The sequence below is a fragment of the Pseudomonas sp. LBUM1678 genome (genome assembly GCF_059695575.1).
The window spans coordinates 6,424,101-6,448,518 of record NZ_CP166775.1; the positions used below are offsets into that span (position 1 = coordinate 6,424,101).

Genomic DNA, 24,418 nt, shown 5'->3' on the forward strand with positions numbered 1-24,418 from the left:
GTCTTGAATCCTACTGCACTTCTTCAAGGGCCTGGGCCAGCGGCACGTAAAACTCTTCGTACAGCGCGTTGACCGCATCACGAGACTGGTCCGTGACGAAACCGGCCTCAAGCACCAGCACCTGATACACCCCACGTTTAATCGCCTGCTCACTCAGGTGATTGGAGTTTTCCCGCGTGGTGCACAGAAAACGCACCCAGGACGTCAGGATAATCCACGCATTGAGCGTCAGGGATTCAATCTGGACCTTGTCCATTTGCAGGATGCCGGCGTCGACGAAGGCGGCGTAGATGTGGGTGCCATGGATCAGGCAGCGCTGGGAGAAACGCCGGTAACGGGCGGCCAGTTCGGGATCGCTGTCGAGCAAATGCTCAAGATCACGATGCAAAAACCGGTAGCGCCACATCGCCGCCAGCAGTTCCTGAAGGTAGAAGCGCTTGTCTTCCACCGTGGACGCGCGGCCCTGGGGCGGGCGCAGGAAGCTGTCCACCAGGCTTTCGTACTCACTGAACAACACGGCGATGATCGCCTGCTTGTTGGGGAAGTGGTAGTACAGGTTGCCCGGAGAAATCTCCATGTGGGCAGCAATGTGGTTGGTGCTGATGCTGCGCTCGCCCTGTTGATTAAACAGCTCCAGGCTGTTCTGCACGATGCGCTCGCTGGTTTTGATCCGAGGGGCCATGGCTTGAGCTTTAATTCAGAGTGCGTTGCCGGGCATCTTACGACCTATCGGCGAGTGGATAAAACAATGCTGCACCAGGATCTCATTTGACTTGCTAGAGCATAGACTCTAAAAAGTGCCTCATTACAACAAAAACCGGAGCCGATCATGACCGCCGACATCGCGTACTTGCAGAACCTGCAACAGCCTCTGGACGAGCTCCAGGCCCTGTTTGATGCGCAACGTGCGGCATATGCGGCCAACCCGATGCCACCGGCCGCCCAGCGCCAACAATGGCTCAAGGCCCTGCGGGATCTGCTGAGCAATGAACGCCAGGCCTTGATCAATGCGATCAGCCAGGATTTCAGCCACCGCAGCGCCGACGAAACCCTGCTCGCCGAACTGATGCCCAGCCTGCACGGGATTCATTACGCCAGTCAGCACCTCAAAGGCTGGATGAAAGCCTCGCGGCGCAAGGTCGGTATCGCTTTTCAGCCGGCTTCGGCCAAGGTTGTTTACCAACCGCTGGGCGTGGTCGGTGTGATCGTGCCCTGGAACTACCCGCTTTACCTGGCCATCGGGCCGTTGGTGGGTGCGTTGTCGGCGGGCAATCGGGTGATGCTGAAACTCAGTGAGTCGACCCCCGCCACCGGTTTGCTGCTCAAGGAATTGCTGGGCCGGATCTTCCCGCAAGACCTGGTCTGCGTGGTGCTCGGCGAAGCCGATATCGGTGTCGCGTTCTCCCGGCTGCGGTTCGATCACCTGCTGTTCACCGGCGCCACCAGCATCGGCAAACACGTGATGCGCGCGGCGGCTGAGAACCTGACGCCGGTGACCCTTGAGCTGGGTGGCAAATCCCCGGCCATCGTGTCCCTCGACGTGCCGCTCAAGGACGCCGCCGAACGCATCGCTTTCGGCAAGACTCTGAATGCCGGACAAACCTGCGTGGCCCCGGACTACGTGCTGGTGCCGGAAGCTCGTGTCGGCGCTTTCGTCGAAGCCTATCGCCAGGCGGTTCGAGGGTTTTATCCGACACTGGCCGACAACCCGGACTACACCGCGATCATCAATGACCGACAACTGGCACGGCTCAACGGCTACGTCAGTGACGCCACCAGCAAGGGCGCGCTGCTGATTCCGCTGTTCGATCAGGGCCAGGGCCGGCGCATGAGTCATAGCGTGCTGCTCAACGTCAGTGACGACATGACCGTAATGCAGGACGAAATCTTCGGCCCGCTGCTGCCAATCGTTCCGTACAAGGATCTTGATCAGGCGTTTGCCTACATCAATCAACGACCTCGTCCGCTGGCGCTGTATTACTTCGGCTACGACAAGCGCGAACAGAACCGCGTACTCCACGAAACCCATTCCGGCGGCGTCTGCCTCAACGACACCTTGCTGCACGTGGCCCAGGACGATATGCCGTTCGGTGGAATCGGCGCCTCGGGCATGGGCCATTACCACGGTCATGAAGGCTTTCTGACCTTCAGCAAGGCCAAAGGCGTGCTGATCAAGCAACGTTTCAACGCGGCGAAACTGATTTATCCGCCGTACGGAAAGTCCATTCAGAAACTGATCCAGAAGCTGTTTATCCGCTAACGATCACACCGTCGGGTAACAACAATAATGAGCCCAAGCCCGTCCGCTACACCCGCGCTGTCACGGCGCGGCCTGCTCAAATTCAGCCTCGGCGCGAGTGCTTTCCTGGCCACGGCCGGATTGGGCGCGAGCCTCAGCGGTTGCTCATCGAGCATCCCGGCCAACGGTTTTGCGATTCTGCGCAGTGGCGATCTGTTGTTTCTGCGGGCATTGGTGCCGGTGATGCTCCAGGGCGCCGTGGCCGTCGAGAAGATGCCGGCGGCCGTCGATGGCACCCTTGAAACCCTTGATAACGACCTGAATCACCTGTCGCCGGAAATGCTCAAGCTGACCCAGCAACTGTTCGACGTGCTGGGAATGGCGGTGACTCGCGGGCCACTGACCGGGATCTGGGGGAGCTGGGAAAACGCCAGTGCCGATGAGATCCGGCATTTTCTTGATCGCTGGGAAAACAGCTCGTTGAGCCTGTTGCGCATGGGGCATAGCTCGTTGCTGCAACTGGTGATGATGGCCTGGTACAGCCGGGCGGAATCGTGGGTGCATTGCGGGTATCCCGGGCCACCTACGGTTTAGACCGAGGCGGCCCATCGCGAGCAGGCTCACTCCCACATAGACCGCGTAACCCTGTGGGAGCGAGCCTGCTCGCGATGGCTTCCTGATAAACACCACTGCCTCCAAACCATAACAACAAGAGAACCCGAAGATGCCCGTACCCGACCCGTTCCGCGAAGGCATGGCCCGAGGCTGGAAAACCTACAACGGCTCGCAACTGACCCAGGACCTGACCCTCGAAGCGGACGTGGCGATCATCGGCAGCGGCGCGGGCGGCGGGACCACCGCCGAGATCCTCAGCGCCGCCGGCTACAAGGTGTTGCTGATCGAAGAAGGTCCGCTCAAGACCAGCAGCGACTTCAAGATGCTTGAAGACCAGGCCTACACCAACCTCTATCAGGAAGGCATCGGCCGCATGAGCAAGGACGGCGCGATCACCATTCTCCAGGGCCGCGCGGTGGGCGGCACCACGCTGATCAACTGGACGTCGAGCTTTCGCACCCCCGACCCGACACTCGAACATTGGGCCAAAGAACACGACGTCAAAGGCCATAGCCCGGCCGAGATGGCGCCATGGTTCGAGAAAATGGAACAACGCCTGGGCGTTGCCCCCTGGATGGTGCCGCCCAACGCCAACAACGACGTGATCCGCAAAGGCTGCGAGCAGCTTGGATACAGCTGGCATGTGATCCCGCGCAACGTGCGCGGTTGCTGGAACCTCGGCTATTGCGGCATGGGCTGCCCGACCAACGCCAAGCAGTCGATGATGGTCACGACCATTCCCGCGACTCTGGAAAAAGGTGGCGAGCTGCTTTATCTGGCCCGCGCCGAAAAGCTCTCGATCAAGGACGGCAAGGTCACCGGCCTGCAATGTGTAGCGATGGACGACCGCTGCGTCGCGCCTACCGGACGCACGATTACGGTCAAGGCGCGGCATTACGTGCTCGCTGGCGGCGGGATCAACAGCCCGGCGCTGCTCCTGCGTTCGGAGGCGCCCGATCCGCACACACGCCTGGGCAAACGGACGTTCCTGCACTTGGTGAACATGTCCGCCGGGCTTTTCGACGATGTGATCAACCCGTTCTATGGAGCGCCGCAGTCGATCTATTCAGACCATTTCCAGTGGCAGGACGGCACCACCGGAAAGATGTCCTACAAACTGGAGGTGCCACCGCTGCACCCGGCGCTGGCCTCCACCCTGCTCGGTGGTTTCGGCAAGGAAAATGCCGGGCACATGGAAAATCTGCCCCACACCCACGCGATGCTGGCGCTGTTGCGCGACGGTTTTCACCCGGACAGCCCCGGCGGCAGTGTCGAATTGCGCGGTGACAACACGCCAGTGCTCGACTATCAGGTTTCACCCTATACCTGGGACGGCTTGCGCCGGGCCTTCCACAGCATGGCCGAAATCCAGTTTGCCGGTGGCGCCAACGCGGTCATGCCGATGCACGCCGACGCGCGTTATGTGAAAACCCTGGCCGAAGCGCGCACGTTGATCGACGGTTTGAGCCTTGAGTTGTATCGCACCCGCCTGGGCAGCGCTCATGTGATGGGCGGTTGCGCCATGGGTGAAGACCCGAAAAACGCCGTGACCGACAGCCTTGGCCGGCATCACCAGATCAGCAATCTGTCGATCCACGATGGCTCGCTGTTCCCCACCAGCATTGGCGCAAACCCGCAATTGTCGGTGTACGGGTTGACCGCGCAACTGGCGACTTCCCTCGCCGAACGTTTGAAAAACCCGTGAAAAGAGCGAATATTCCCATCGTCTATAGTGCTTTCTTACCCAAAAGGCGACTTGGCCGACCGGGAAGGCTGCGATACCATCCGACTCCCCAACGGACTCCCGCCAGGACGACGCGATGAACCGAGTGTTGTACCCAGGTACCTTCGACCCTATTACCAAGGGCCATGGCGACTTGGTCGAACGCGCCGCGCGCCTGTTCGATCATGTGATCATCGCCGTCGCTGCCAGCCCGAAAAAAAACCCGTTGTTTCCCCTGGAACAACGTGTGGCGCTGGCCCGCGAGGTCACTAAACATCTGCCGAACGTAGAAGTCGTCGGTTTCTCGACGCTGTTGGCGCACTTTGCCAAAGAGAAGAACGCCAACGTGTTCCTGCGTGGTTTGCGTGCGGTGTCGGACTTCGAATATGAATTCCAGCTGGCCAACATGAACCGCCAACTGGCACCGGATGTGGAAAGCCTGTTTCTTACACCGTCCGAGCGTTATTCGTTCATTTCCTCGACGCTGGTTCGTGAAATCGCAGCGTTGGGTGGCGATATCACCAAGTTCGTCCACCCTGTGGTGGCGGATGCCCTCACCGAACGCTTCAAGAAGTAACGACCGCTCAAGCGGCGCCCGCGTGCACTGCGGGCGCCAATGCGGCACAATTGCGCGCATTGGTTTATTGCGCCCGGGCCTTGCGCCCTGGCTGGAGTTAGCATGTCCCTGATCATCACCGACGATTGCATCAATTGCGACGTCTGCGAACCCGAGTGCCCGAACGCCGCCATTTCCCAAGGCGAAGAGATCTACGTGATCGACCCGAACCTGTGCACACAGTGTGTCGGCCACTACGACGAACCTCAGTGCCAGCAGGTTTGCCCGGTGGATTGCATTCCGCTGGATGAAGCGCATCCGGAGACTGAAGAGCAGTTGATGGCGAAGTATCGGGTTATTACCGGGAAGGCTTGATTCATTTGGCGTCTGTGAGGACGCCTTCGCGGGCAAGCCTCGCTCCTACAGGTTTACACGATCCTGTAGGAGCGAGGCTTGCCCGCGAAGCTTTTAAGGCTTCACTCCCGCTGCTCAAACCCCTCCCCGATACACCCCAGGCACCGCACAAACGCCGCTTTCGCCGGATCAACCACCAACGCCTGCCCCGCATCGCCAATGCCGCCGCCCAGCGCGGTAAACGGCAACGACACCACAAACGCCCCGGCACCGATCACCGTCGCCACGACCAACAAGGGTCGGGCGATCAGCAAGTCGCCGAGCATGGCGTAGGCCGGGGGGTTCTGGATGGTGTAACGCGGGTCACCGCTGCCGCTGTTTGCCGCCAGCGCTGGCGCACCGACGCTCAGCAGCAGCGCAACAACAAGGGTTCGAAACGAATTCATGGCGCGGTCCTTCGGCTAGGCAGTAAGAACACTGACTATAGACCGTAGGACGTATCAGCTCTGACAGCGTGGGCAAAAGACGCTGGCGCGCTGCCCGAGTTTCACGTCCCGCAGCTCAGTGCCACAGACTTTGCACGGTTGATTGCCACGTCCGTAGACGAACAATTCCTGCTGGAAATAACCCGGCTGACCGTCACCGCCAATAAAGTCCCGCAACGTCGTACCGCCACGCTCGATGGCGGCGGACAGAATGCGTTTGATCTCGATCGCCAGCTTCAAATAGCGCGCCCGGGAAATGCTCCTGGCCTCGCGACGCGGGTCGATACCGGCAGCGAACAGGGCTTCGGTCGCGTAGATATTGCCAACGCCGACCACCACCGCGTTATCCATGATGAACGGCTTGACCGCCATGGATCGTCCCCGAGACTGCTGGAACAAACGATCGCCATCAAACAGGTCGGTCAACGGCTCTGGCCCCAGGCGAATCAGCAGTTCGTGGTTGAGCGGGTCGAGGCTCCAGAGCATCGCGCCAAACCGGCGGGGGTCGGTATAACGCAAGGCCAGGCCGGATTCGAGTTCGATGTCCACATGCTCATGCTTGGCCGCCGGCATACCGACTTCCACCAGCCGCAGATTGCCCGACATGCCCAAATGACTGATCAGCGTGCCGACTTCGGCATTGATCAACAGGTACTTGGCGCGGCGTTCCACCAGCACAATACGCTGGCCGGACAGTCGCACATCGAGGTCTTCAGGAATCGGCCAGCGCAAGCGTCGCTCACGCACGATCACCCGGCTGACGCGCTGGCCTTCCAGGTGCGGCGCAATCCCGCGGCGAGTGGTTTCGACTTCTGGCAATTCAGGCATGGTGTACTCGAATCAGGGCTCTCGAATAGATGAAGCAGCCGATGCTCAGCGGTGAGCGCCGAGGTCGCGAATCGTTTGCTTGAGGGTCTCGAAGTCGTAGTCCGAGAGGCCAACATAATCGAGCACCAGAGGTCCGATGCTGTTCCATTCGTGGTCTTCGATCTGATTACCCAACACCCGATACGACGCACAAATATGCTCGGCCATTTTCAGGATCGCCAGCAGGTTCTTGAGCTGAGCATTGCGCGAAGACTCGTCGCTGAAAATCGCCAGGGCATTGTGGTGATTGGCGATTGCGGCGGTCACATGCTCCGGCAGACGCCAGGACTTGGCCGTGTAATAACCGACCACTGCGTGGTTGGTGTTGAACACCCGGTTCTCGGTGTCGACCACCCGGCATTCGGCACTGGCGTTGGCGTAGGCCTCTTCCAGGACGGTCATGTAATTGGGGAAGCGCTGTAACATCAGCGGCACGCCGCAGTCGTGAAACAGCCCCAGCGCGTACGCTTCATCACCCGCCTGGGCGCCGATGCGCTTGGCCAGAGTCAGGCAGGTCATCGCCACGTCCTGAGCCGTATCCCAGAAACGGTTCAAGGTGACGATGGTGTCGTCATTCATCTCGCCCTTGATCGACTGCGCATTGATCAGGTTGACGATCGAACGGCTGCCCAGCAGGTTCACCGCACGCTGGATCGAAGCGATCTTGTTGCTCAAGCCGTAATACGGCGAGTTGACGATCTTCAGCAAGGCGCCAGAGAGTCCCGGGTCCTGGGAGATCAGCTTCGCGATCACTTCCAGGTCCGGGTCGGGCATGTACTGCTCCATCTGCAAATCCACCATGATTTGCGGCTGAGCAGGCACGCTGATGCCTTGCAGGGACTGTTGAATCTGTTCGGAAGTCAGCTCTTGGGACATAAGTACACACTCTGGGCCAGGTGGCGATTCTAACCTTTATAAAGTTGGATCCGACAGACCGCCCTGCACATCGGCCAAAGTTTCATCAAATGCCCAATCCCTCTTCAAAGTACAGCGCACCCTCCTGTGGCGAGGGGGCTTGCCCCCGTTGGGGCGCGAAGCGGCCCTGAAATCGTTCATTGTGATTTATCAGGCAGACCGCGCTCGCATGTTTAGCGGCCGCTTCGCGACCGAACGGGGGCAAGCCCCCTCGCCACATGTCCACCTCCAAACCTGTCAGCGCTGCAACACGCTATACTCCCGCTCTTTTTTCCGGAGCGACGTCATGTCCCTGCCTAGCCTGCGCCTCAAAGCCAACGCCGACCGTCGCCTGCGAAACGGCCACTTGTGGGTCTATAGCAACGAAATCGATGTAGCGGCGACCCCTTTGCACGGTTTTCAAGCCGGCGACCAGGCGATCCTCGAAGCCGCCGGCGGCAAGACACTGGGCATCGTGGCCATGAGCCCGAACAACCTGATCTGCGCCCGTCTGCTGTCGCGCGACATCAAGTTGCCGCTGGACAAGTCGCTGCTGGTCCATCGCCTGAACGTTGCGTTGTCCCTGCGCGATCGCCTGTTCGACAAGCCGTTCTATCGCCTGGTCTACGGCGACTCCGACCTGCTGCCAGGCCTGGTGGTCGACCGTTTCGGCGACATCCTGGTGGTGCAGATCGCTTCGGCGACCATGGAAGCCCATAAAGAAGACGTGATCGCGGCATTGACTCAAGTGCTCAAGCCAAGCGGCATCCTGTTCAAGAATGACTCCGCTGCCCGTGATGCCGAAGGCCTCAACCGCTACGTCGAAACCGTGTTCGGCCTGGTGCCGGAGTGGGTCGCGCTGGAAGAGAACGGCGTGAAATTCGAAGCACCGGTCATCCAGGGTCAGAAAACCGGCTGGTTCTACGACCACCGCATGAACCGCGCGCGCCTGGCCCCTTATGCCAAAGGCAAACGCGTACTCGATCTCTACAGCTACATCGGCGGCTGGGGTGTGCAAGCGGCCGCGTTCGGCGCCAGTGAAGTGTTCTGCGTCGACGCTTCGGCCTTCGCCCTCGACGGCGTCGAGCGAAACGCCGCGCTGAACGGTTTCGCCGAGAAAATGACCTGCATCGAAGGCGACGTGTTCGAAGCCCTCAAAGAGCTGAAAGCCAGCGAAGAACGCTTCGACGTGATCGTTGCCGATCCGCCCGCCTTCATCAAACGCAAGAAAGACATGAAGAACGGTGAAGGCGCCTACCGTCGCCTGAACGAGCAAGCCATGCGCCTGCTCAGCAAGGATGGCATCCTGGTCAGCGCGTCGTGCTCGATGCACCTGCCCGAAGACGATCTGCAAAACATCCTGCTGACCAGCGCCCGTCACCTGGACCGCAACATCCAGATGCTCGAACGCGGCGGCCAGGGCCCGGATCACCCGGTCCACCCGGCCATCGCCGAAACCCGCTACATCAAGAGCATCACCTGCCGGTTGCTGCCAAACAGCTGATTACGCCGGTTTGACGGGGAGCCAGCCGGCTCCCCGTTCTATTATCTGTTATTGAACCCCCTCAAACTTCCTACACTTGCAGTCCTACAAACTTGCAGGACATTTCCCTGCATTTTTAATTAAAAAGAATACCCCTGACAAAACTTGTTCACGCCCATGATCGTTCCGACAAAATTTCTGGAAGATTCCTACCTAATATTGCCTTGATAAGCGCTCATTACACTCTATGATTGAAAGTGTCACAACGAAGTGACACTCACTTTCAATTACAAGGAGTTCCACATGAAAGCAATTACTCTGGAAGCTAACAGCATCGCTAACCTGGCTTTTCTGGTTGCCCCTAAAGCCCGCTAAGTAAATGAGACGCTGGGGAGTGCCGGCTACCCAGCGTTTTCTATGGCATTGCCCAGAGCGAACCGCCCATCATGCAGATCAGCCCTTATTTATTCATACTTCCTCGTACGCCTGGTCAAATAGTCTGGGATTACAAGAACCATAAGCAATTTGAACTTAACCTCAAGTATTCGACTCGACTGGCCGAACTTATCGACAACCCCGAAAAGTTCAATTACCGCAATACCATTGACACTCAACTACTCGACGCCGGGATTCTGACAACATTAACAGCAGACATTATTGAATGGGGCTGGGATGAACTATCGAAGATATATCATATCGGCACCAAGAACATCCCGTGTGAACATATTCCGCAAGACATTAATGAATGGTCAAAACAATACCTTGATCATTGCACTGACGTGTTGGCCACACCTTCACCAAAAGCCAGGCGCTCGGAACACATGGGAGGCGAGCTGATTGCCCTGCCAAAACCTTCCTCCCTGCCGGAAGGCTCCCTGGCAAACGCCTTGGTCAACCGGAAAACCTGCCGCACCTTCACGGGTGAAGCCGTTTCCCTCGAAGCGGTGAGTACATTGCTGTACCTGTCCCTTGGCTATCTGCATGAGCGCGAAAACGACGTCGACGAAAGCATTGTCGAAGGCCTCGGCGCCCGGCGAAGCAGCCCGTCCGGTGGCGGACTGAATGCCTGCGAAGGCTTTCTGCTGGTGCAGAACGTCAGCGGCCTGCAACCCGGTCTCTACGCCTATCACCCCATCGGGCACGCACTGAGTTTCGCTAATCCGCTGCCTCCTCAGCCTTTGGGGCAACTGATGTGTGGGCAACATTTCATCAACAACCTGCCCGCAGGCCTGTTCATCACCAGTCGATTCGACAAGCTGTGGTGGAAATATGAACACTCGCGGGCCTACCGAATGGCCTACGTGGAGGCCGGCCATATTTCTCAGACCTTTCAACTGGCGGCCACTTCGCTGGGATTGAACACCTGGCTGACCGGTGCCTTGACGGATGATCAGGTCGAAGCACTGTTGGGCCTTGAGGACAGCGCAGAACAACCGTTGTTTTTTGTCGGCTGCGGCCAGAGCGACGGGCAAGTGATGTGCAAGGAGTTGAAAGAGCTCCTTGGCAATCGAGGGCAGGAACAATGACCGAGCCCCTCATCGAACCTGCGTACTTCCCCGCCTCTTGGCCCAATCGCTTCACCCTTGGAGACTGGAATACCCGAGCCTCGGTGCGCATCAGCGAACACGCCTATCAACTGCCCTCGGACCTGCAACAGCAACTGGAAACACGCCACTGGTTTCCACCAGCCTTCCTGCCCTACCTGAATCATCCGGCGATCAAAGCGGCAGGCAGAGGAATCATTCACCGTCTGTCCGCCAACCATTTGGTGCATTTCCTCGACTACACCACCCTGCTCGAACACCGCATCGTCAACCGATCCGTGGAAACCATCGTCCACAACGAACTGGGTGTTTCCATCCCCCAACGGATGAAAACGGCCGCGCTGCAGCTCTACACCGATGAGGCTTATCACGCGCTGTTCTCCAATAGCCTCGCCGAGCAGATTGCTGACATTTACGGCATGACTGATCGCCCGGTCATGCCCCAGCGGATAGCCCGGCTGAACGCCCTGCTCGACCGCACACCGGACAAGCACAAAGCACTGGGGTGGTTTCTCGTCGGCTTCGTCTCGGAAACGATCATCGCCAAGGAACTGCTCGACGTTTGCCGCGACACGCTGGTCAGCAGCGTTCAGGAAATGCTCAGGGACCACCTCGCCGACGAGGCGCGACACAGCCGCTACTTTTGCGAAGTGTTCCATTATCTGTGGCTGCAGCTGAGCTGCGGCCAACGCACGTTCACCGCCAGGATGCTCCTGGAAATCCTGCTGATTTTCTTTGAAATCGATGAACGCTGGCTTGGCGAAAGTCTGCGCAGCGCCGGCCTGGGTGAAGCGCCTGTGGCGCAAATCCTTTGTGATTTGAGCGGCCCGCAAGCACAACGCCTGCGCGCCCGTTCGGGTGCTGGTGCCACGCTCAACGCAATGAAAAAGGCCGGTTTCTTCGATCTGCCTGCCAATCGGCAACTGTTCTCCAGAGCAGGGCTTCTCGATGAATGACGGAAAGCATGTACCCCGTGTCGAAAAACATCGTGTGATGGTCATTCTGTTGATGACCATGACGTTGCTTGGCGTCTTTCCCCTGGATGTGGTGCTCCCGTCCTTTCCCGATCTTTCTGACTATTTTCGGACCTCACCGGCCGACATTGCCCTATCCGTCAGCCTGTTCGCCATTGGCCTGGCGTTCTCCGTGGTACTGGTGGGACCGTTGTCAGACTTATGGGGGCGCAAGAAGCTGCTGCTGGCAGGTATCGCGATCGCGGTGGTCGGTGCCGCGGGATGCGTGGCTTCCAGCGAATATGGCTGGTTTTTGTTCTTCCGCGTGATCCAGGCCGTAGGCTGCGGATCCTTTGTCCTGTCACAGGCACTGGTTCAGGATTTGTTCGTAGGCAAGGAACAGGAGCGAATCAGAATTTGGATGGTGACCGGCGGCGGGGTGTTCATTTCGATTTCGCCCCTGCTCGGGACGTGGCTGCAATTGCAGTTAGGCTGGCAGGGCAGCTTTTATGTGTTTATCACCCTCGCTGTCATTGTCTGGCTCAAAGCCCTTTTCCTGCTCAGGGAAAACCCGCACCTTCACACCACAACACATGAGCGATTTTTCAGTGCCTATTGGCGGGTGTGTTCAGATCTGCGCTTCATGGGTTACTGGCTTATTTCAGCCTTGGCTTTCACCTGCCATTTCTCGTTCATCGTCACTTCACCAATCATTTTCATGGAGCGGCTGGCGCTTTCACCATACGAGTTTGCCTGGGCGTTGTTGCTGTATGGCGTGGCCTATGTATTTGGCGGGATTGTCGCCAGTGTTCTGCATCGGCACCTGCGGGCCAACACGCAAATAGTCATTGGCCTGGGGCTGATCGCTTTGTCAGGGTTGGTCATGCTGTGGTTGGCGGATCAGTTCGGGCTCTCTGCCGCAGCGGTTTTGATACCCATGCTGATTTGTACCGCAGGCACCACCATTGCCAGGCCCATCGCCAACTCCAAAGCCATGAGCCTCTACCCACAGAATGCCGGAACCTCTACCTCGGTTGGCGGGGTGCTGATTTTCATGTGCGGCGGAGTGATCAGCGTGGTGATCAATCTCGCGTCCGAGGACCTGACCACGGCACTTGCCCTGTGTTTCCTTACCTTGAGTGCAACGGGGCTTGGCTTGAATGTACTGATTACACGAAGGCATCTGGCGCTGAAGGTGGGCTGAAACCTGCCAGTCGTCATCCCGCACGTTGTGTCAGCGCTGGATCAACACTTCCCGGCATTCCCTCCTGACGCCAGCCGTGTAGAATCGCGACATTCATCGCCAGTCATCCCCCGGCGGGTTTATGAGCTCAAGCTGAAGCGCGCGGCGATCCCGCAAAGTTATCGGCAACTTCCGGACACACGGCCATTTCTGGGTGTTCCAGACGTCAATAGAAGCTCACTTCCCTTTTGATACCTGATTAGCCGCCCGGAGTGCTTCATGCCTGATTACCGCTCGAAAACATCCACCCATGGCCGCAACATGGCCGGCGCCCGCGCACTGTGGCGCGCCACGGGGATGAAAGATGACGACTTCAAAAAGCCGATCATCGCCATTGCCAACTCGTTTACCCAATTCGTACCGGGCCACGTCCACCTCAAGGACCTCGGCCAGCTGGTCGCCCGCGAAATCGAACGCGCCGGCGGTGTAGCGAAGGAATTCAACACCATCGCCGTGGATGACGGCATCGCCATGGGCCACGACGGCATGCTCTATTCGCTGCCGAGCCGCGAGATCATCGCCGACTCCGTCGAATACATGGTCAACGCCCACTGCGCCGACGCCATCGTCTGCATCTCCAACTGTGACAAGATCACCCCCGGCATGCTGATGGCGTCCCTGCGCCTGAACATCCCGGTGATCTTCGTTTCCGGCGGCCCGATGGAAGCCGGCAAGACCAAACTGGCCAGCCACGGTCTCGACCTCGTCGACGCCATGGTAATCGCCGCCGACTCCAGCGCTTCTGACGAGAAAGTCGCTGAGTACGAGCGCAGCGCCTGCCCGACCTGCGGTTCGTGCTCCGGCATGTTCACCGCCAACTCGATGAACTGCCTGGTTGAAGCCCTGGGCCTGGCATTGCCCGGCAACGGTTCGACCCTGGCCACCCACAGCGACCGCGAGCAGCTGTTCCTGCAGGCCGGCCGCACCATCGTCGAGCTGTGCAAGCGTTACTACGGCGAGAACGACGAATCGGTATTGCCGCGCAACATCGCCAACTTCAAGGCGTTCGAAAACGCCATGACGCTGGACATCGCCATGGGCGGTTCCACCAACACCATCCTGCACTTGCTGGCCGCCGCCCAGGAAGCCGAGATCGATTTCGACCTGCGCGACATCGACCGCCTCTCCCGCCACGTGCCACAACTGTGCAAAGTCGCGCCGAACATCCAGAAGTACCACATGGAAGACGTGCACCGTGCCGGCGGGATCTTCAGCATCCTCGGTTCCCTGGCCCGCGGTGGCCTGCTGCACACCGACCTGCCGACCGTGCACAGCAAGACCCTGGCCGAAGGCATCGCCAAGTGGGACATCACCCAGACCGACGACGAAGCGGTGCATCACTTCTTCAAGGCCGGTCCTGCGGGCATCCCGACGCAAACCGCGTTCAGCCAGTCGACCCGCTATGAAACCCTGGACGACGATCGTGAAAACGGCTGCATCCGCAGTGTCGAACACGCCTACTCGAAAGAAGGCGGCCTGGCCGTTCTCTACGGCAACATCGCCTTGGACGGCTGCGTGGTGAAAACTGCGGGCGTCGACGAATCGATCCACGTCTTCGAAGGCAACGCGAAGATCTTCGAAAGCCAGGACAGCGCCGTACGCGGCATCCTCGCTGACGAAGTGAAGGCCGGCGACATCGTGATCATCCGTTACGAAGGCCCGAAAGGCGGCCCGGGCATGCAGGAAATGCTGTACCCGACGTCGTACCTGAAATCCAAAGGCCTGGGCAAAGCCTGCGCCCTGCTCACCGACGGTCGTTTCTCCGGCGGCACCTCGGGCCTGTCCATCGGCCATGCTTCGCCAGAAGCGGCTGCGGGCGGCGCGATTGGTCTGGTGCAGGACGGCGACAAAGTGCTGATCGACATTCCGAACCGCTCGATCAACCTGTTGATCAGCGACGAAGAAATGGCCGGGCGCCGTGCCGAGCAGGATCAGAAAGGCTGGAAACCGGTTGAGAAACGTCCACGCAAAGTGACCACCGCACTGAAAGCCTACGCCTTGTTGGCGACCAGCGCCGACAAGGGTGCTGTGCGTAACAAGGCGATGCTTGACGGGCTGTAAGCGTCAATCGCTGAAACAAAAATGCCCCGCCAAGTGCGGGGCATTTTTTTGCCTGATCGTTCCCACGCTCCGCGTGGGAATGCAGCCCGTGACGCTCCGCGTCACTGGACGCGGAGCGTCCCTAGAGGCATTCCCACGCAGAGCGTGGGAACGATCATCACTCTGGAGATCAACTGTGGGAGCGAGCCTGCTCGCGATAGCAGTGTGTCAGGCAGCATCAATGTTGACTGACGCACTGCTATCGCGAGCAGGCTCACTCCCACATTGGATCTTTGGTGTTTACTGAATTTCTTCAGGCTTGACGATCACCCAATTCTTGTCCGCCGTCACCGGCAACCCTTCCTTGGCCTGTGCGGCGGCGTGCTTGGCCATCATGCCGTTAATCTGGGTCATGTATTTGTCCTTGCGGTTGACCCACAAGTGGATGCCGCCCTTGGCCACGTCGACACTGTGGAACAGCATGAAACCGTCGCTGCTCGGGGTGTCGCCGCCCACCAGCACCGGTTTTTTCCACTCATCGATGTAGGTCAGGATCGCCGCTTGTTTACCCGCCATCCAGGTTGCCGGGGTCCACAGGTACGGGGTTAGTTCGAGGCCGAGGTTGGCCTTCTCGTCATACTTGCCCGCGGTGATTTGCTTGCGCGATGTGGTCAGTTCGCCGGACTTGGGATCCTTGAGCAGCAGGCTCACGCCAATGACGTTTTGCGGTTTGACGTTGTAGCCGTACTTCGGATCGGAAGCGACCATGCGCACCAGCTCTTCGGAGGCGGCGGTCATCACGTAGACCTCGATGCCGTTCTCCATCAGCTTGTTGTACAGCTCGGTTTGACCGGTGAAAACTTTCGGCGGGTTGACGTCGAGTTTCTTGACCACATCGCCTTCGTAATAAGTGGCCGGAACCGGTTTGCCGGACGCCATCAACTCATCGACATAACCCTTGAGCTCTGTGAGCGTGAAGCCGGAGAACACCTGGGCGACCCATGGATAGCAAACCATGTCGTCGAGTTCGCAGAGGCGATAGTAGTAACTGAACAGGCTTTCCTTATGGTCGGCGGTGTCTTTGAACGGAATCAGTTTCAGGGAGGGGTCGAGTTTCTCGCGGGTGATCAGGCCTTTGTTTTCCATGTACGGCAGCAACGACTCTTCGAGGTCGTAGCGGTAACTGGTGTTGTCCATGTCGAACACCGCGTAGTTACCTTTGTTGGCGTTGGCCGCAATCATCGCGTCCAGCGCCTTGGCCTGATCGGCAGGCCAATGCTTCAGATCCGTGGCGAGTACCTGGCCGGCGAGGCCAAGACAGAGTGCGGCAACCAGAAATTTTGGTGCGAACTTCATCTTCATTTCTCCCTGATTCAAAGATATCGACGCTATCAAATTAGTGTGACAGTCCCCGTCTGCCTGCGACCGTCAACGCACCTATTGCGCCAGCTGCATCCCCGACAACGACATCGGCTTATTCCAAAAACGACAGTCACCAGAGTTTTTTGATATTAATTCATTGGAAATCAAGCTGTTAGGCTTGCCGGTTCGCAGCCACCCCGGAAGGTGGCTGGCACAAGTCTTATTGGAGTCCTTATGAATCTGCCGCTGATTCTCAATCTGCTGGTGTTCCTTGCCCTGCTGTTTGGCCTGGCGCAAACCCGTCACTCCACGTGGAGCTTGGCCAAAAAAGTCTTGCTCGCGCTGGTGCTCGGCGTGGGATTCGGTGTTGCCCTGCACACCGTTTACGGTGCCGGCAACCCGGTGCTGAAAGCCTCGATCGGCTGGTTCGATCTGGTGGGCAACGGTTACGTGCAGTTGCTGCAAATGATCGTCATCCCGCTGGTGTTCGCCTCGATCCTCAGCGCCGTGGCGCGCCTGCATAACGCGTCGTCGCTGGGCAAGATCAGCTTCCTGACCATCGGCACGCTGCTGTTCACCACCGCCATCGCGGCGCTGATCGGTATCGGATTGACCAACCTGTTCGGCCTGACCGCCGAAGGCCTGGTGGCCGGCACCCAGGAAATGGCCCGCCTGCAAACCATCCAGACCGATTATGCGGGCAAGGTGGCCGACCTGAATGTGCCGCAATTGCTGCTGTCGTTCATTCCTCAAAACCCGTTCGCCGACCTCGCTCGCGCCAAGCCGACCTCGATCATCAGCGTGGTGATCTTCGCGGCGTTCCTCGGCGTCGCCGCGTTGCAACTGCTCAAGGATGACGTGGAGAAAGGTCAGAAAGTGATCAACGCCATCGACACCCTGCAAGCCTGGGTGATGCGTCTGGTGCGTCTGGTGATGAAGCTGACCCCGTACGGCGTATTGGCGCTGATGACCAAAGTGGTCGCCGGTTCCAACCTGCAAGACATCATCAAGCTCGGCAGTTTTGTAGTGGTTTCCTACATCGGCCTGGGCCTGATGTTTGTGGTCCATGGCCTGCTGGTGTCGGCGGCCGGGATCAATCCGCTACGGTTCTTCCGCAAGATCTGGCCGGTGCTGACGTTTGCCTTCACCAGCCGCTCCAGTGCCGCGACGATTCCGCTGAGCATTGAAGCGCAGACCAGCCGCTTGGGCATCCCGCAGTCCATCGCCAGTTTCGCCGCTTCGTTCGGCGCGACCATTGGCCAGAACGGCTGTGCCGGCCTGTACCCGGCGATGTTGGCGGTGATGGTTGGGCCAACCGTGGGCATCGACCCGCTGGACCCGCTGTGGATCGCGACGCTGGTGGCGATTGTGACCTTGAGTTCGGCCGGTGTGGCGGGCGTGGGCGGTGGCGCGACGTTTGCCGCGCTGATCGTGCTGCCGGCGATGGGCTTGCCGGTGTCATTGGTGGCGTTGCTGATTTCGGTTGAGCCGCTGATCGATATGGGCCGCACGGCGTTGAACGTGAGTGGTTCGATTACGGCCGGGGCGATTACCAGCCAGATGATGCAGCAGACGGATAAAGAATTGCTGGGTGCGGATGAGCATGGGGAGCTGGCTCACACTTGATCTGCGTCTGATAGACCGCTATCGCCAGCAGGCTGGCTCCCACAGGGATTTGGGGTGCTCACACAATCTGTGTTTCACCTCAAACCCACTGTGGGAGCCAGCCTGCTGGCGATGCTTTTAGGCTTTTTCCCAAACCTCGAAGTTATACGCCGGCTTGTCATCCGCAGCCGGATTCTCGATGTTCGACACCAGCTTCCACTGCCCCAAATCAAACTCCGGAAACCACGCATCCCCCTCCGGACTCAACGCCACGCGCGTCAGATACAACCGATCCGCCTGCGCCATCCCTTGCGCATACAACTGCGCCCCGCCAATCAACATCACCTCGTCGACGCCCTGCTCGTTCGCCCATTCCTGCGCGCGAACCACCGCAGCCTCCAGCGACGGATAAACTTCCGCGCCTTCCAGCACCAGATCCGCCTGACGGCTGACCACGATGTTCAACCGGCCAGGCAGCGGACGACCGAGGGAATCCCAGGTCTTGCGACCCATGATGATCGGCTTGCCCAGAGTGGTGGCCTTGAAGTATTTAAAGTCCCCCGGCAAGTGCCAGGGCATGCTGTTGTCGACGCCGATCACACGGTTTTCACCGAGGGCTGCGATCAGGCTGAGGGGGAGTGATTTAGTCATGCCGGCGAGGATACCAGAGCCTCCCGTACCCCGATAAGCGCCACAGCGGTTATGCTCACAGCTCAATTGAGCGACGGGATGCTGCGTGACTGAACTGACTCCACTGCAAAACCTCTGGCTGACCGAGACGGTGCGCCTGCGTGAAGAACACGCCGGGCCCCTGGATGATCTGGAAGCCAACCGACTGGCCCGCAGCGCCGGCGGCGATCTGCCGACGCGCATTCAGCGCCGGGCCGTGTGGCTGGCCGAGCGCGACGGTTTGGCCGACGCCCTCAACCACTGGCTGCAAGGCGCGCGACTGGCGCTGATCGTCATGGCGGTGCTGGCCATCGTCAGCGGCGCTGGCCTGGCGTTTGCCGCGCTGGGTGACGGCCAGACTCCGGTGAATGTGTTCTGGGCCCTTGGCAGTCTGCTTGGGCTCAATCTTATTCTGCTGTTGAGCTGGGCGTTGGGGCTGGTGTTTGCCGGTGAACACGGCGCCAGCCTTGGACGCTTGTGGCTGTGGCTCAGCGAAAAACTCGCTCGCGATGCCAAAGCCGCGCAACTGGCGCCGGCCCTGCTGCTGTTATTGCAGCGCCGCAAACTCAATCGCTGGGCAATCGGCGTGCTGGTCAACGGCTTGTGGTTGCTGGCGATGCTCAGCGCCCTGGCAATCTTGCTGACGTTGATGGCCACCCGGCGCTACGGCTTCGTCTGGGAGACCACCATTCTCAACGGCGACACCTTCGTCGCCATGACCCAGGCCCTCGGCGCCCTGCCGGCCTTGCTCGGTTTCAGCGTGCCCACTGTGGAGATGATCCGCGCCAGTGGCGATGCCGCGCTGAACATCGAAAGCGCTCGCCAGGCCTGGGCGGCGTGGCTGGTGGGCGTGTTGCTGGTCTACGGCGTGTTGCCGCGTCTGTTGCTGGCGATGTTCTGCCGGTGGCGCTGGACATCCGGCCAAGCGGCTTTGCGCCTGGATTTGAACCTGCCCGGTTATGCCCAACTGCGCGAACGCCTGATGCCCACCAGCGAACGCCTCGGCATCAGCGATGCCGCGCCTGCGCAACTTCATCGTGTCGAAAGTGGTGTCAGTGATCAGCAAAGCGATGGCGCGCTGCTGGTGGCCATCGAGCTGGACGATCAACGCCCGTGGCCGCCGCCATTGCCGAAAACCGTGAACAATGCCGGCATCCTCGACAGTCGTGAATCGCGCAACAAACTGCTCGAACAGCTGAGTCGTTTCCCCCCGGCCCGCCTGGCGATTGCCTGCGATCCGCGACGCTCACCGGACCGTGGCAGCCTGGCACTGATCGCCGAACTGGCGCGCAATGCCGCCGCCACCCGCGTCTGGTTGCTGCAAGCGCCGCCCGGCGAAGCACTGGATGCCGAACGCCTCGGTGACTGGCATGTGGCGCTGCAACAGCTGGACCTGCCGTTCGCCGATTGCGTGCCGGTGAACTGGCTGGAGACCGGTCATGACTAACGCCTGGAAAGCGCCCTTGAAGCTGGCTGTGGTCGGCCACACCAACGTCGGCAAGACTTCGTTGCTGCGCACGCTCACCCGGGATGTCGGATTCGGCGAAGTGTCCCATCGCCCCAGCACCACGCGCCATGTCGAAGGCGCACGATTGTCGGTGGACGGCGAACCCTTGCTTGATCTCTACGACACGCCGGGCCTTGAAGACGCCATCGCCCTGCTCGACTACCTCGAACGCCTGGAGCGCCCCGGCGAACGCCTCGACGGCCCGGCACGGCTGGCACGATTCCTGGAGGGCAGCGAAGCCCGGCAGCGCTTTGAACAGGAAGCCAAGGTGCTACGGCAATTGCTCGCCTCGGACGCCGGTCTCTATGTGATTGACGCCCGGGAGCCGGTGCTGGCCAAGTACCGCGACGAACTGGAAGTACTGGCCAGTTGCGGCAAACCGCTGCTGCCGGTGCTGAATTTCGTCAGCAGCGCCAACCATCGCGAACCGGATTGGCGTGAAGCCCTGGCGCGCTTGGGCTTGCATGCTCTGGTGCGTTTCGACAGCGTCGCGCCGCCCGAGGATGGCGAACGCCGACTCTATGAAAGCCTCGCCTTGCTGTTGGAAAACTCTCGCGAACAATTGGAGCGCCTGATCGCCGATCAACAGGCTCAACGCCTGGCCCGTCAGCAAAGTGCGGCGCGGCTGATTTCCGAGTTGCTGATCGATTGCGCCGCGTGCCGGCGCAGCGTGGTCAGCGATGCGGAACAGGAACAGCAGGCCATCAGCGAACTGCGCAAAGCCGTTCGCCAACGGGAACAGCGCTGCGTCGAAGCCTTGCTCAAGCTCTACGCCTTCCGCCCACAGGATGCGGCGGCCAGTGATCTGCCGCTGCTTGATGGTCGTTGGGGCGATGATTTGTTCAACCCGGAAACCCTCAAGCAACTCGGTGTGAGAGTCGGCGGTGGCATCGCGGCCGGGGCAGCCGCCGGAGCCGGGGTCGACTTGCTGGTGGGCGGCCTGACCCTCGGCGCGGCGGCACTGGCCGGCGCGATTGCCGGCGGCGCACTGCAAACCGCTCGCAGCTATGGCAGCCGGCTGATGGGCAAGATCAGAGGCCAGCGAGAATTGACGGTCGATGACAGCGTGTTGAGATTGTTGGCATTGCGTCAGCGGCAACTGCTGCAAGCGCTGAATGCGCGTGGGCATGCGGCGATGGACAGCATCCAGGTGGCCACGCCGCAGGACAAGACCTGGCGCGAAGGCAAACTGCCCGAAGCCCTGCACAAGGCCCGGGCGCATCCGCAGTGGTCGTCGTTGAATCCTCATCCCAAGTTGAGTCAGGCGGAAAGGCAGGAGCAGGTTGAGGGGTTGGCGCAGCAGTTGTAAACCTTGGTGACTGAGGTGCTTGGGCTGGCCCCATCGCGAGCAGGCTCGCTCCCACATTGGAATGCGTTCCCCTGTGGGAGCGAGCCTGCTCGCGATGGCAGCGACCCGGTTTCGAACTATTACGCAGCCAACAACCGCAACGCCTTCTCCTTCAATACACCCAGGTCAATCACCGGCACCCACATCTCCTTGGCCAACTCATCCCACTGCCGCATGCGCAAACTGACTTCGCACAATGGGTCCTGCTCGAAAGCTTCAGCCTCGGCAGTCGTCATCACCCCGCCCTGATACTCGAGGGTCCGGCGGCTGGCTTCGCTCAATCGCTCGTAGTACCCGGGCTCTTTGAGTGTCAGATAACGCTTGGCCTGAACGTGGTATTCCACCAGCCGCGCCAGACGCTCGCTGAAACCCGCTCGACGCAAATAATCAGCGCCCAGACGCTCGTGGCTGACCACGCCGAAACCACCCATGTTCTCCGCGCTGTCGGTGCAGATATGCCCGATGTCATGGAAGAACGCGGCCAGCACCACTTCATCATCGAAGCCTTCCGCCATGGCCAATTCCGCAGCCTGGGACATGTGCTCGATCTGCGACACCGGCTCGCCGATGTAATCGCTGTCGCCAAAACGCTCGTACAAACCGAACACCTCGGCAATCACTTGCTCAGGACGCGCCATCAATCTTCCCCCAACACGTGAGCGACATTACGTTCGGCCATCGCCGGCCCGACACTCATGCCGACCCCGGTGTGCATCAGCGCCACGCTAACACCCGGCATCGGCCGCAAGAACGAGAACGGCCCTGGTCCCCGTGAACCATAGACACCCTGCCAGCGCTCGACCACTTGCACCTTGCAACCCAGGGTTTGTTCGGCCAGTTCAATCATCCAGTTATCCACAAACTCAGCATTGAACGGCGACGGATCGCTGCCGTAATGGTGGGAGTCGCCGATGATCAGTTCGCCGTAAGGCGTCGGGCTGATCAGCAGGTGGATACCGTTTTCGTGCAGGTGCGGTTCCTCGCGCAGAATCTGCGCCTGCACCGCCGCCGCTTCCGGCAGATCGGCGAAGGCGCCGTAGTGCACGCAACTTAAACCGGTGAGCAACGCGTGTTGCAAATTGAGGTTGATCTGCGGTCGGGCGCGGAGCATTTGCAGGCGGCAGATTTGCGGGTTGAGCGTGGCGATCGGCTCGGCCAGCAGCGTCTGATAGTCGTGGCCGGAACAGACGATGATCTGCTCGGCGCTGAAAGTGCCGGCGGTGCTGTGCAGGCGACCCGGTTCGATGTCGCGCACCAACGTGGAGAAGTGAAACTCGACGCCGAGTTCGCGGTGCAGGTAGTCGATCAACGCCGGAATCGCTTCGCGCGAATACAGTTGCTGATCGTCCATGCCGTGCAACGCGGCGCGATGATGGCGAAACTGGCCGCCGTACAGGTCGCGCAATGCAGCGCCGCGCAGCAGGTCGACGCGGTAACCGTGTTCCACGGCGCGGCCGGCGCAGAAGGCTTCCAGCAAGTGCTCTTCGGCTTCGGTGCGGGCGAACAGGTACGAGCCATTACGCTTGAGTTGCAGGCCGGCCAGTTGTGCCCATTGGCCCCAGATCTCGCGGCTGGCTTTGGCCAGTTCGAGCATCGGGCCCGGGGGCTGGCCAGTGACCAGGGCCTGGCCGAAGTTGCGGACCGAGGCGCCCAAGGGCGTTTCGCTGCGTTCGAAAACCGTGACTTTGAGGCCGCGCCTGGCGGCGGCGTAGGCGTGGGACAGGCCGAGGATGCCGGCGCCTACGATCAGCATGTCGTTGTGTTGTGTCATGAAGAGGTGTCCTGAATTCGAAGCCGCCTTCGCGGGCAAGCCTCGCTCCTACAGGGATACGCGATCATCTGTAGGAGCGAGGCTTGCCCGCGAAGAGGCCCTGTCAGCCTACGAAGATTTACTTGGCAGCGACTTTTTCAGACTTGCCGTCATACCGCTTGCGCCACTCGGTCAGGATCGCGTCGCGATTCTTCGAGGCCCAGGCAAAGTCGTTCTTGATCAAACGCTGCTCATAATCCGCCGGCAATTCGGTCTGCGGCTTGGCAATCCCCGGCTGCGCGAGCACGGCAAAGTTCTCCTTATAAAGCTCCATCGCTGCCGGACTCGCAGAGAAGTCAGCCAGTTTCTTCGCCGCCTCTTCATGCGGCGTGCCCTTGATCACAGCCGTTGCTTCGATCTCCCAGCCCAGGCCTTCCTTCGGCAGGATGATGTCCAGCGGTGCACCCTGGCGCTTCAACTGAACCGCCGGGTATTCAAAGGAAATACCGATCGGGAATTCACCCGCCGCCGCCAGTTTGCAAGGCTTGGAACCGGAGTGAACGTACTGGCCGATGTTCTGGTGCAGGTCGTCCATGTACTGCCAGCCCTGCTTCTCGCCGAAGGTTTGCAGCCAGGCGCTGACGTCGAGGAAACCGGTGCCGGACGAGGCCGGGTTGGGCATCACGATCTTGCCTTTGTACTCAGGCTTGGTCAGGTCCTGCCAGCTCACCGGTTTGCTCAAACCCTGTTTCTCGGCCTCAACCGTGTTGAAGCAAATGGTCGCAGCCCAGACGTCCATGCCGACCCAGGCTGGCGGGTTAGCAGCATCGCGATAGTTGCCGCCGATCTTGCCCAAGTCCTTCGGCGCATAGCTTTGCAGCATGCCTTGCTGATCGAGGATCGCCAGGCTCGACGCCGCCAGGCCCCAGACGGCATCAGCCTGCGGGCGGGCTTTTTCGGCCAGCAGCTTGGCGGTGATGATGCCGGTGGAATCGCGCACCCACTTGATCTCGATGTCCGGGTTGGCTTTTTCGAAGGCTTCTTTGTAGGTCTTCAGTTGTTCGGCTTCGAGGGCGGTGTACACCGTCAACTCGGTTTGCGCCGCGAAGGCGTTCAGGCTGAAAGCGGTGAGGACAGCAGCGGCCAGGGCCAGGGGCTTGAACATGATCGTTTTCCTGTTG

The 24,418-nt window shown here is 60.0% G+C and carries 22 protein-coding genes; 13 read left to right on the forward strand and 9 right to left on the reverse strand.

The genetic code is table 11. From position 1 onward, the window contains the following. Positions 1-10: 10 nt before the first annotated feature. Positions 11-682: a TetR/AcrR family transcriptional regulator gene (locus ACA070_RS29310; RefSeq protein WP_109635625.1), complete on the reverse strand. Its 672-nt coding sequence runs from the start codon at positions 680-682 to the stop codon at positions 11-13. A gap of 147 nt (positions 683-829) precedes the next feature. Between ACA070_RS29310 and ACA070_RS29315 the strand changes: the two genes are divergently transcribed. The 5 genes from ACA070_RS29315 to ACA070_RS29335 all read left to right on the forward strand — a co-directional run bounded on the left by ACA070_RS29315 (position 830) and on the right by ACA070_RS29335 (position 5,508). Next, positions 830-2,260: a coniferyl aldehyde dehydrogenase gene (locus ACA070_RS29315; RefSeq protein ID WP_497449325.1), complete on the forward strand. Its 1,431-nt coding sequence runs from the start codon at positions 830-832 to the stop codon at positions 2,258-2,260. A gap of 27 nt (positions 2,261-2,287) precedes the next feature. Continuing rightward, positions 2,288-2,833, forward strand: coding sequence for a twin-arginine translocation pathway signal protein (locus ACA070_RS29320; protein ID WP_497449326.1), 546 nt, complete (start codon positions 2,288-2,290; stop codon positions 2,831-2,833). 130 nt (positions 2,834-2,963) lie between these two features. Continuing rightward, positions 2,964-4,559, forward strand: coding sequence for a GMC family oxidoreductase (locus ACA070_RS29325; RefSeq protein ID WP_497449327.1), 1,596 nt, complete (start codon positions 2,964-2,966; stop codon positions 4,557-4,559). A 115-nt stretch (positions 4,560-4,674) separates the two neighbouring features. Then, a complete protein-coding gene (gene coaD / locus ACA070_RS29330; RefSeq protein WP_131061099.1) occupies positions 4,675-5,154 on the forward strand; it encodes a pantetheine-phosphate adenylyltransferase in 480 nt (159 codons plus the stop codon). A gap of 102 nt (positions 5,155-5,256) precedes the next feature. Next, on the forward strand, positions 5,257-5,508 hold the full coding sequence (locus tag ACA070_RS29335) for a YfhL family 4Fe-4S dicluster ferredoxin (RefSeq protein ID WP_048722619.1): 252 nt from the start codon (positions 5,257-5,259) through the stop codon (positions 5,506-5,508). A gap of 101 nt (positions 5,509-5,609) precedes the next feature. Here ACA070_RS29335 and ACA070_RS29340 read toward each other — a convergent pair whose 3' ends face one another. Genes ACA070_RS29340 through ACA070_RS29350 form a run of 3 tightly spaced genes read right to left on the reverse strand, consistent with a single transcriptional unit; the run spans position 5,610 to position 7,661 of the window. Next, on the reverse strand, positions 5,610-5,933 hold the full coding sequence (locus ACA070_RS29340; RefSeq protein WP_131061097.1) for a multidrug transporter: 324 nt from the start codon (positions 5,931-5,933) through the stop codon (positions 5,610-5,612). Positions 5,934-5,987: 54 nt separating this feature from the next. After that, positions 5,988-6,800 carry a bifunctional DNA-formamidopyrimidine glycosylase/DNA-(apurinic or apyrimidinic site) lyase gene (gene mutM, locus ACA070_RS29345; protein WP_497449328.1) on the reverse strand — a complete coding sequence of 271 codons (813 nt, stop codon included), beginning with the start codon at positions 6,798-6,800 and terminating at the stop codon, positions 5,988-5,990. 45 nt (positions 6,801-6,845) lie between these two features. After that, the gene (locus tag ACA070_RS29350; RefSeq protein ID WP_497452038.1) at positions 6,846-7,661 is read right to left on the reverse strand and encodes an HDOD domain-containing protein; all 816 of its coding nucleotides are present in this window, start codon (positions 7,659-7,661) and stop codon (positions 6,846-6,848) included. Between the two features lie 379 nt (positions 7,662-8,040). Here ACA070_RS29350 and ACA070_RS29355 point away from each other — a divergent pair, with 379 nt between their 5' ends. From ACA070_RS29355 to ilvD, 5 genes are all read left to right on the forward strand, one after another. Further along, complete coding sequence (locus tag ACA070_RS29355; RefSeq protein WP_003195152.1) at positions 8,041-9,237, forward strand: class I SAM-dependent rRNA methyltransferase; 1,197 nt, start codon at positions 8,041-8,043, stop codon at positions 9,235-9,237. A gap of 425 nt (positions 9,238-9,662) precedes the next feature. After that, the gene (locus tag ACA070_RS29360) at positions 9,663-10,742 is read left to right on the forward strand and encodes a SagB family peptide dehydrogenase (protein WP_497449329.1); all 1,080 of its coding nucleotides are present in this window, start codon (positions 9,663-9,665) and stop codon (positions 10,740-10,742) included. Then, entirely contained in the window at positions 10,739-11,716 is a 978-nt protein-coding gene (locus ACA070_RS29365; protein WP_497449330.1) for a diiron oxygenase, read from the forward strand. Before ACA070_RS29360 ends, ACA070_RS29365 begins: the two co-directional genes overlap by 4 nt. Then, complete coding sequence (locus tag ACA070_RS29370) at positions 11,709-12,917, forward strand: MFS transporter (RefSeq protein WP_497449331.1); 1,209 nt, start codon at positions 11,709-11,711, stop codon at positions 12,915-12,917. The genes ACA070_RS29365 and ACA070_RS29370 overlap by 8 nt, the downstream gene beginning before the upstream one ends. Positions 12,918-13,175: 258 nt before the next feature. Then, positions 13,176-15,017, forward strand: coding sequence for a dihydroxy-acid dehydratase (gene ilvD, locus ACA070_RS29375; RefSeq protein WP_497449332.1), 1,842 nt, complete (start codon positions 13,176-13,178; stop codon positions 15,015-15,017). A gap of 279 nt (positions 15,018-15,296) precedes the next feature. Here the strand turns inward: ilvD and ACA070_RS29380 are convergent, their stop codons facing one another. Beyond that, positions 15,297-16,352, reverse strand: a complete 1,056-nt coding sequence (locus tag ACA070_RS29380; RefSeq protein ID WP_497449333.1) for an HAD family hydrolase — start codon at positions 16,350-16,352, stop codon at positions 15,297-15,299. Between the two features lie 240 nt (positions 16,353-16,592). On the opposite strand from ACA070_RS29380, the gene ACA070_RS29385 reads away from it, so the two are divergent. Then, on the forward strand, positions 16,593-17,984 hold the full coding sequence (locus ACA070_RS29385; protein ID WP_497449334.1) for an L-cystine transporter: 1,392 nt from the start codon (positions 16,593-16,595) through the stop codon (positions 17,982-17,984). Positions 17,985-18,101: 117 nt separating this feature from the next. Here the strand turns inward: ACA070_RS29385 and ACA070_RS29390 are convergent, their stop codons facing one another. Then, complete coding sequence (locus ACA070_RS29390) at positions 18,102-18,614, reverse strand: dihydrofolate reductase (protein ID WP_497449335.1); 513 nt, start codon at positions 18,612-18,614, stop codon at positions 18,102-18,104. An 85-nt stretch (positions 18,615-18,699) separates the two neighbouring features. Here ACA070_RS29390 and ACA070_RS29395 point away from each other — a divergent pair, with 85 nt between their 5' ends. Further along, positions 18,700-20,079 carry a DUF2868 domain-containing protein gene (locus tag ACA070_RS29395; RefSeq protein ID WP_497449336.1) on the forward strand — a complete coding sequence of 460 codons (1,380 nt, stop codon included), beginning with the start codon at positions 18,700-18,702 and terminating at the stop codon, positions 20,077-20,079. Next, positions 20,072-21,448, forward strand: a complete 1,377-nt coding sequence (locus tag ACA070_RS29400; RefSeq protein ID WP_497449337.1) for a GTPase/DUF3482 domain-containing protein — start codon at positions 20,072-20,074, stop codon at positions 21,446-21,448. Before ACA070_RS29395 ends, ACA070_RS29400 begins: the two co-directional genes overlap by 8 nt. Before the next feature lie 119 nt (positions 21,449-21,567). Here the strand turns inward: ACA070_RS29400 and ACA070_RS29405 are convergent, their stop codons facing one another. From ACA070_RS29405 to ACA070_RS29415, 3 genes are all read right to left on the reverse strand, one after another. Then, entirely contained in the window at positions 21,568-22,125 is a 558-nt protein-coding gene (locus ACA070_RS29405; RefSeq protein WP_497449338.1) for a phosphonate degradation HD-domain oxygenase, read from the reverse strand. Further along, a complete protein-coding gene (locus ACA070_RS29410; RefSeq protein ID WP_497449339.1) occupies positions 22,125-23,258 on the reverse strand; it encodes a TIGR03364 family FAD-dependent oxidoreductase in 1,134 nt (377 codons plus the stop codon). The genes ACA070_RS29405 and ACA070_RS29410 overlap by 1 nt, the downstream gene beginning before the upstream one ends. A 118-nt stretch (positions 23,259-23,376) precedes the next feature. Beyond that, a complete protein-coding gene (locus tag ACA070_RS29415) occupies positions 23,377-24,402 on the reverse strand; it encodes a putative 2-aminoethylphosphonate ABC transporter substrate-binding protein (RefSeq protein WP_497449340.1) in 1,026 nt (341 codons plus the stop codon). Between the last annotated feature and the right edge of the window lie 16 nt (positions 24,403-24,418).

What these genes read in the sequence shown, in the direction of transcription:
- ACA070_RS29310 (WP_109635625.1), bottom strand. Translation starts at nt 682, where the DNA reads ATGGCCCCTCGGATCAAAACCAGCGAGCGCATCGTGCAGAACAGCCTG.
- ACA070_RS29315 (WP_497449325.1), top strand. Translation starts at nt 830, where the DNA reads ATGACCGCCGACATCGCGTACTTGCAGAACCTGCAACAGCCTCTGGAC.
- ACA070_RS29320 (WP_497449326.1), top strand. Translation starts at nt 2,288, where the DNA reads ATGAGCCCAAGCCCGTCCGCTACACCCGCGCTGTCACGGCGCGGCCTG.
- ACA070_RS29325 (WP_497449327.1), top strand. Translation starts at nt 2,964, where the DNA reads ATGCCCGTACCCGACCCGTTCCGCGAAGGCATGGCCCGAGGCTGGAAA.
- coaD (WP_131061099.1), top strand. Translation starts at nt 4,675, where the DNA reads ATGAACCGAGTGTTGTACCCAGGTACCTTCGACCCTATTACCAAGGGC.
- ACA070_RS29335 (WP_048722619.1), top strand. Translation starts at nt 5,257, where the DNA reads ATGTCCCTGATCATCACCGACGATTGCATCAATTGCGACGTCTGCGAA.
- ACA070_RS29340 (WP_131061097.1), bottom strand. Translation starts at nt 5,933, where the DNA reads ATGAATTCGTTTCGAACCCTTGTTGTTGCGCTGCTGCTGAGCGTCGGT.
- mutM (WP_497449328.1), bottom strand. Translation starts at nt 6,800, where the DNA reads ATGCCTGAATTGCCAGAAGTCGAAACCACTCGCCGCGGGATTGCGCCG.
- ACA070_RS29355 (WP_003195152.1), top strand. Translation starts at nt 8,041, where the DNA reads ATGTCCCTGCCTAGCCTGCGCCTCAAAGCCAACGCCGACCGTCGCCTG.
- ACA070_RS29360 (WP_497449329.1), top strand. Translation starts at nt 9,663, where the DNA reads ATGCAGATCAGCCCTTATTTATTCATACTTCCTCGTACGCCTGGTCAA.
- ACA070_RS29365 (WP_497449330.1), top strand. Translation starts at nt 10,739, where the DNA reads ATGACCGAGCCCCTCATCGAACCTGCGTACTTCCCCGCCTCTTGGCCC.
- ACA070_RS29370 (WP_497449331.1), top strand. Translation starts at nt 11,709, where the DNA reads ATGAATGACGGAAAGCATGTACCCCGTGTCGAAAAACATCGTGTGATG.
- ilvD (WP_497449332.1), top strand. Translation starts at nt 13,176, where the DNA reads ATGCCTGATTACCGCTCGAAAACATCCACCCATGGCCGCAACATGGCC.
- ACA070_RS29380 (WP_497449333.1), bottom strand. Translation starts at nt 16,352, where the DNA reads ATGAAGTTCGCACCAAAATTTCTGGTTGCCGCACTCTGTCTTGGCCTC.
- ACA070_RS29385 (WP_497449334.1), top strand. Translation starts at nt 16,593, where the DNA reads ATGAATCTGCCGCTGATTCTCAATCTGCTGGTGTTCCTTGCCCTGCTG.
- ACA070_RS29390 (WP_497449335.1), bottom strand. Translation starts at nt 18,614, where the DNA reads ATGACTAAATCACTCCCCCTCAGCCTGATCGCAGCCCTCGGTGAAAAC.
- ACA070_RS29400 (WP_497449337.1), top strand. Translation starts at nt 20,072, where the DNA reads ATGACTAACGCCTGGAAAGCGCCCTTGAAGCTGGCTGTGGTCGGCCAC.
- ACA070_RS29405 (WP_497449338.1), bottom strand. Translation starts at nt 22,125, where the DNA reads ATGGCGCGTCCTGAGCAAGTGATTGCCGAGGTGTTCGGTTTGTACGAG.
- ACA070_RS29410 (WP_497449339.1), bottom strand. Translation starts at nt 23,258, where the DNA reads ATGACACAACACAACGACATGCTGATCGTAGGCGCCGGCATCCTCGGC.
- ACA070_RS29415 (WP_497449340.1), bottom strand. Translation starts at nt 24,402, where the DNA reads ATGTTCAAGCCCCTGGCCCTGGCCGCTGCTGTCCTCACCGCTTTCAGC.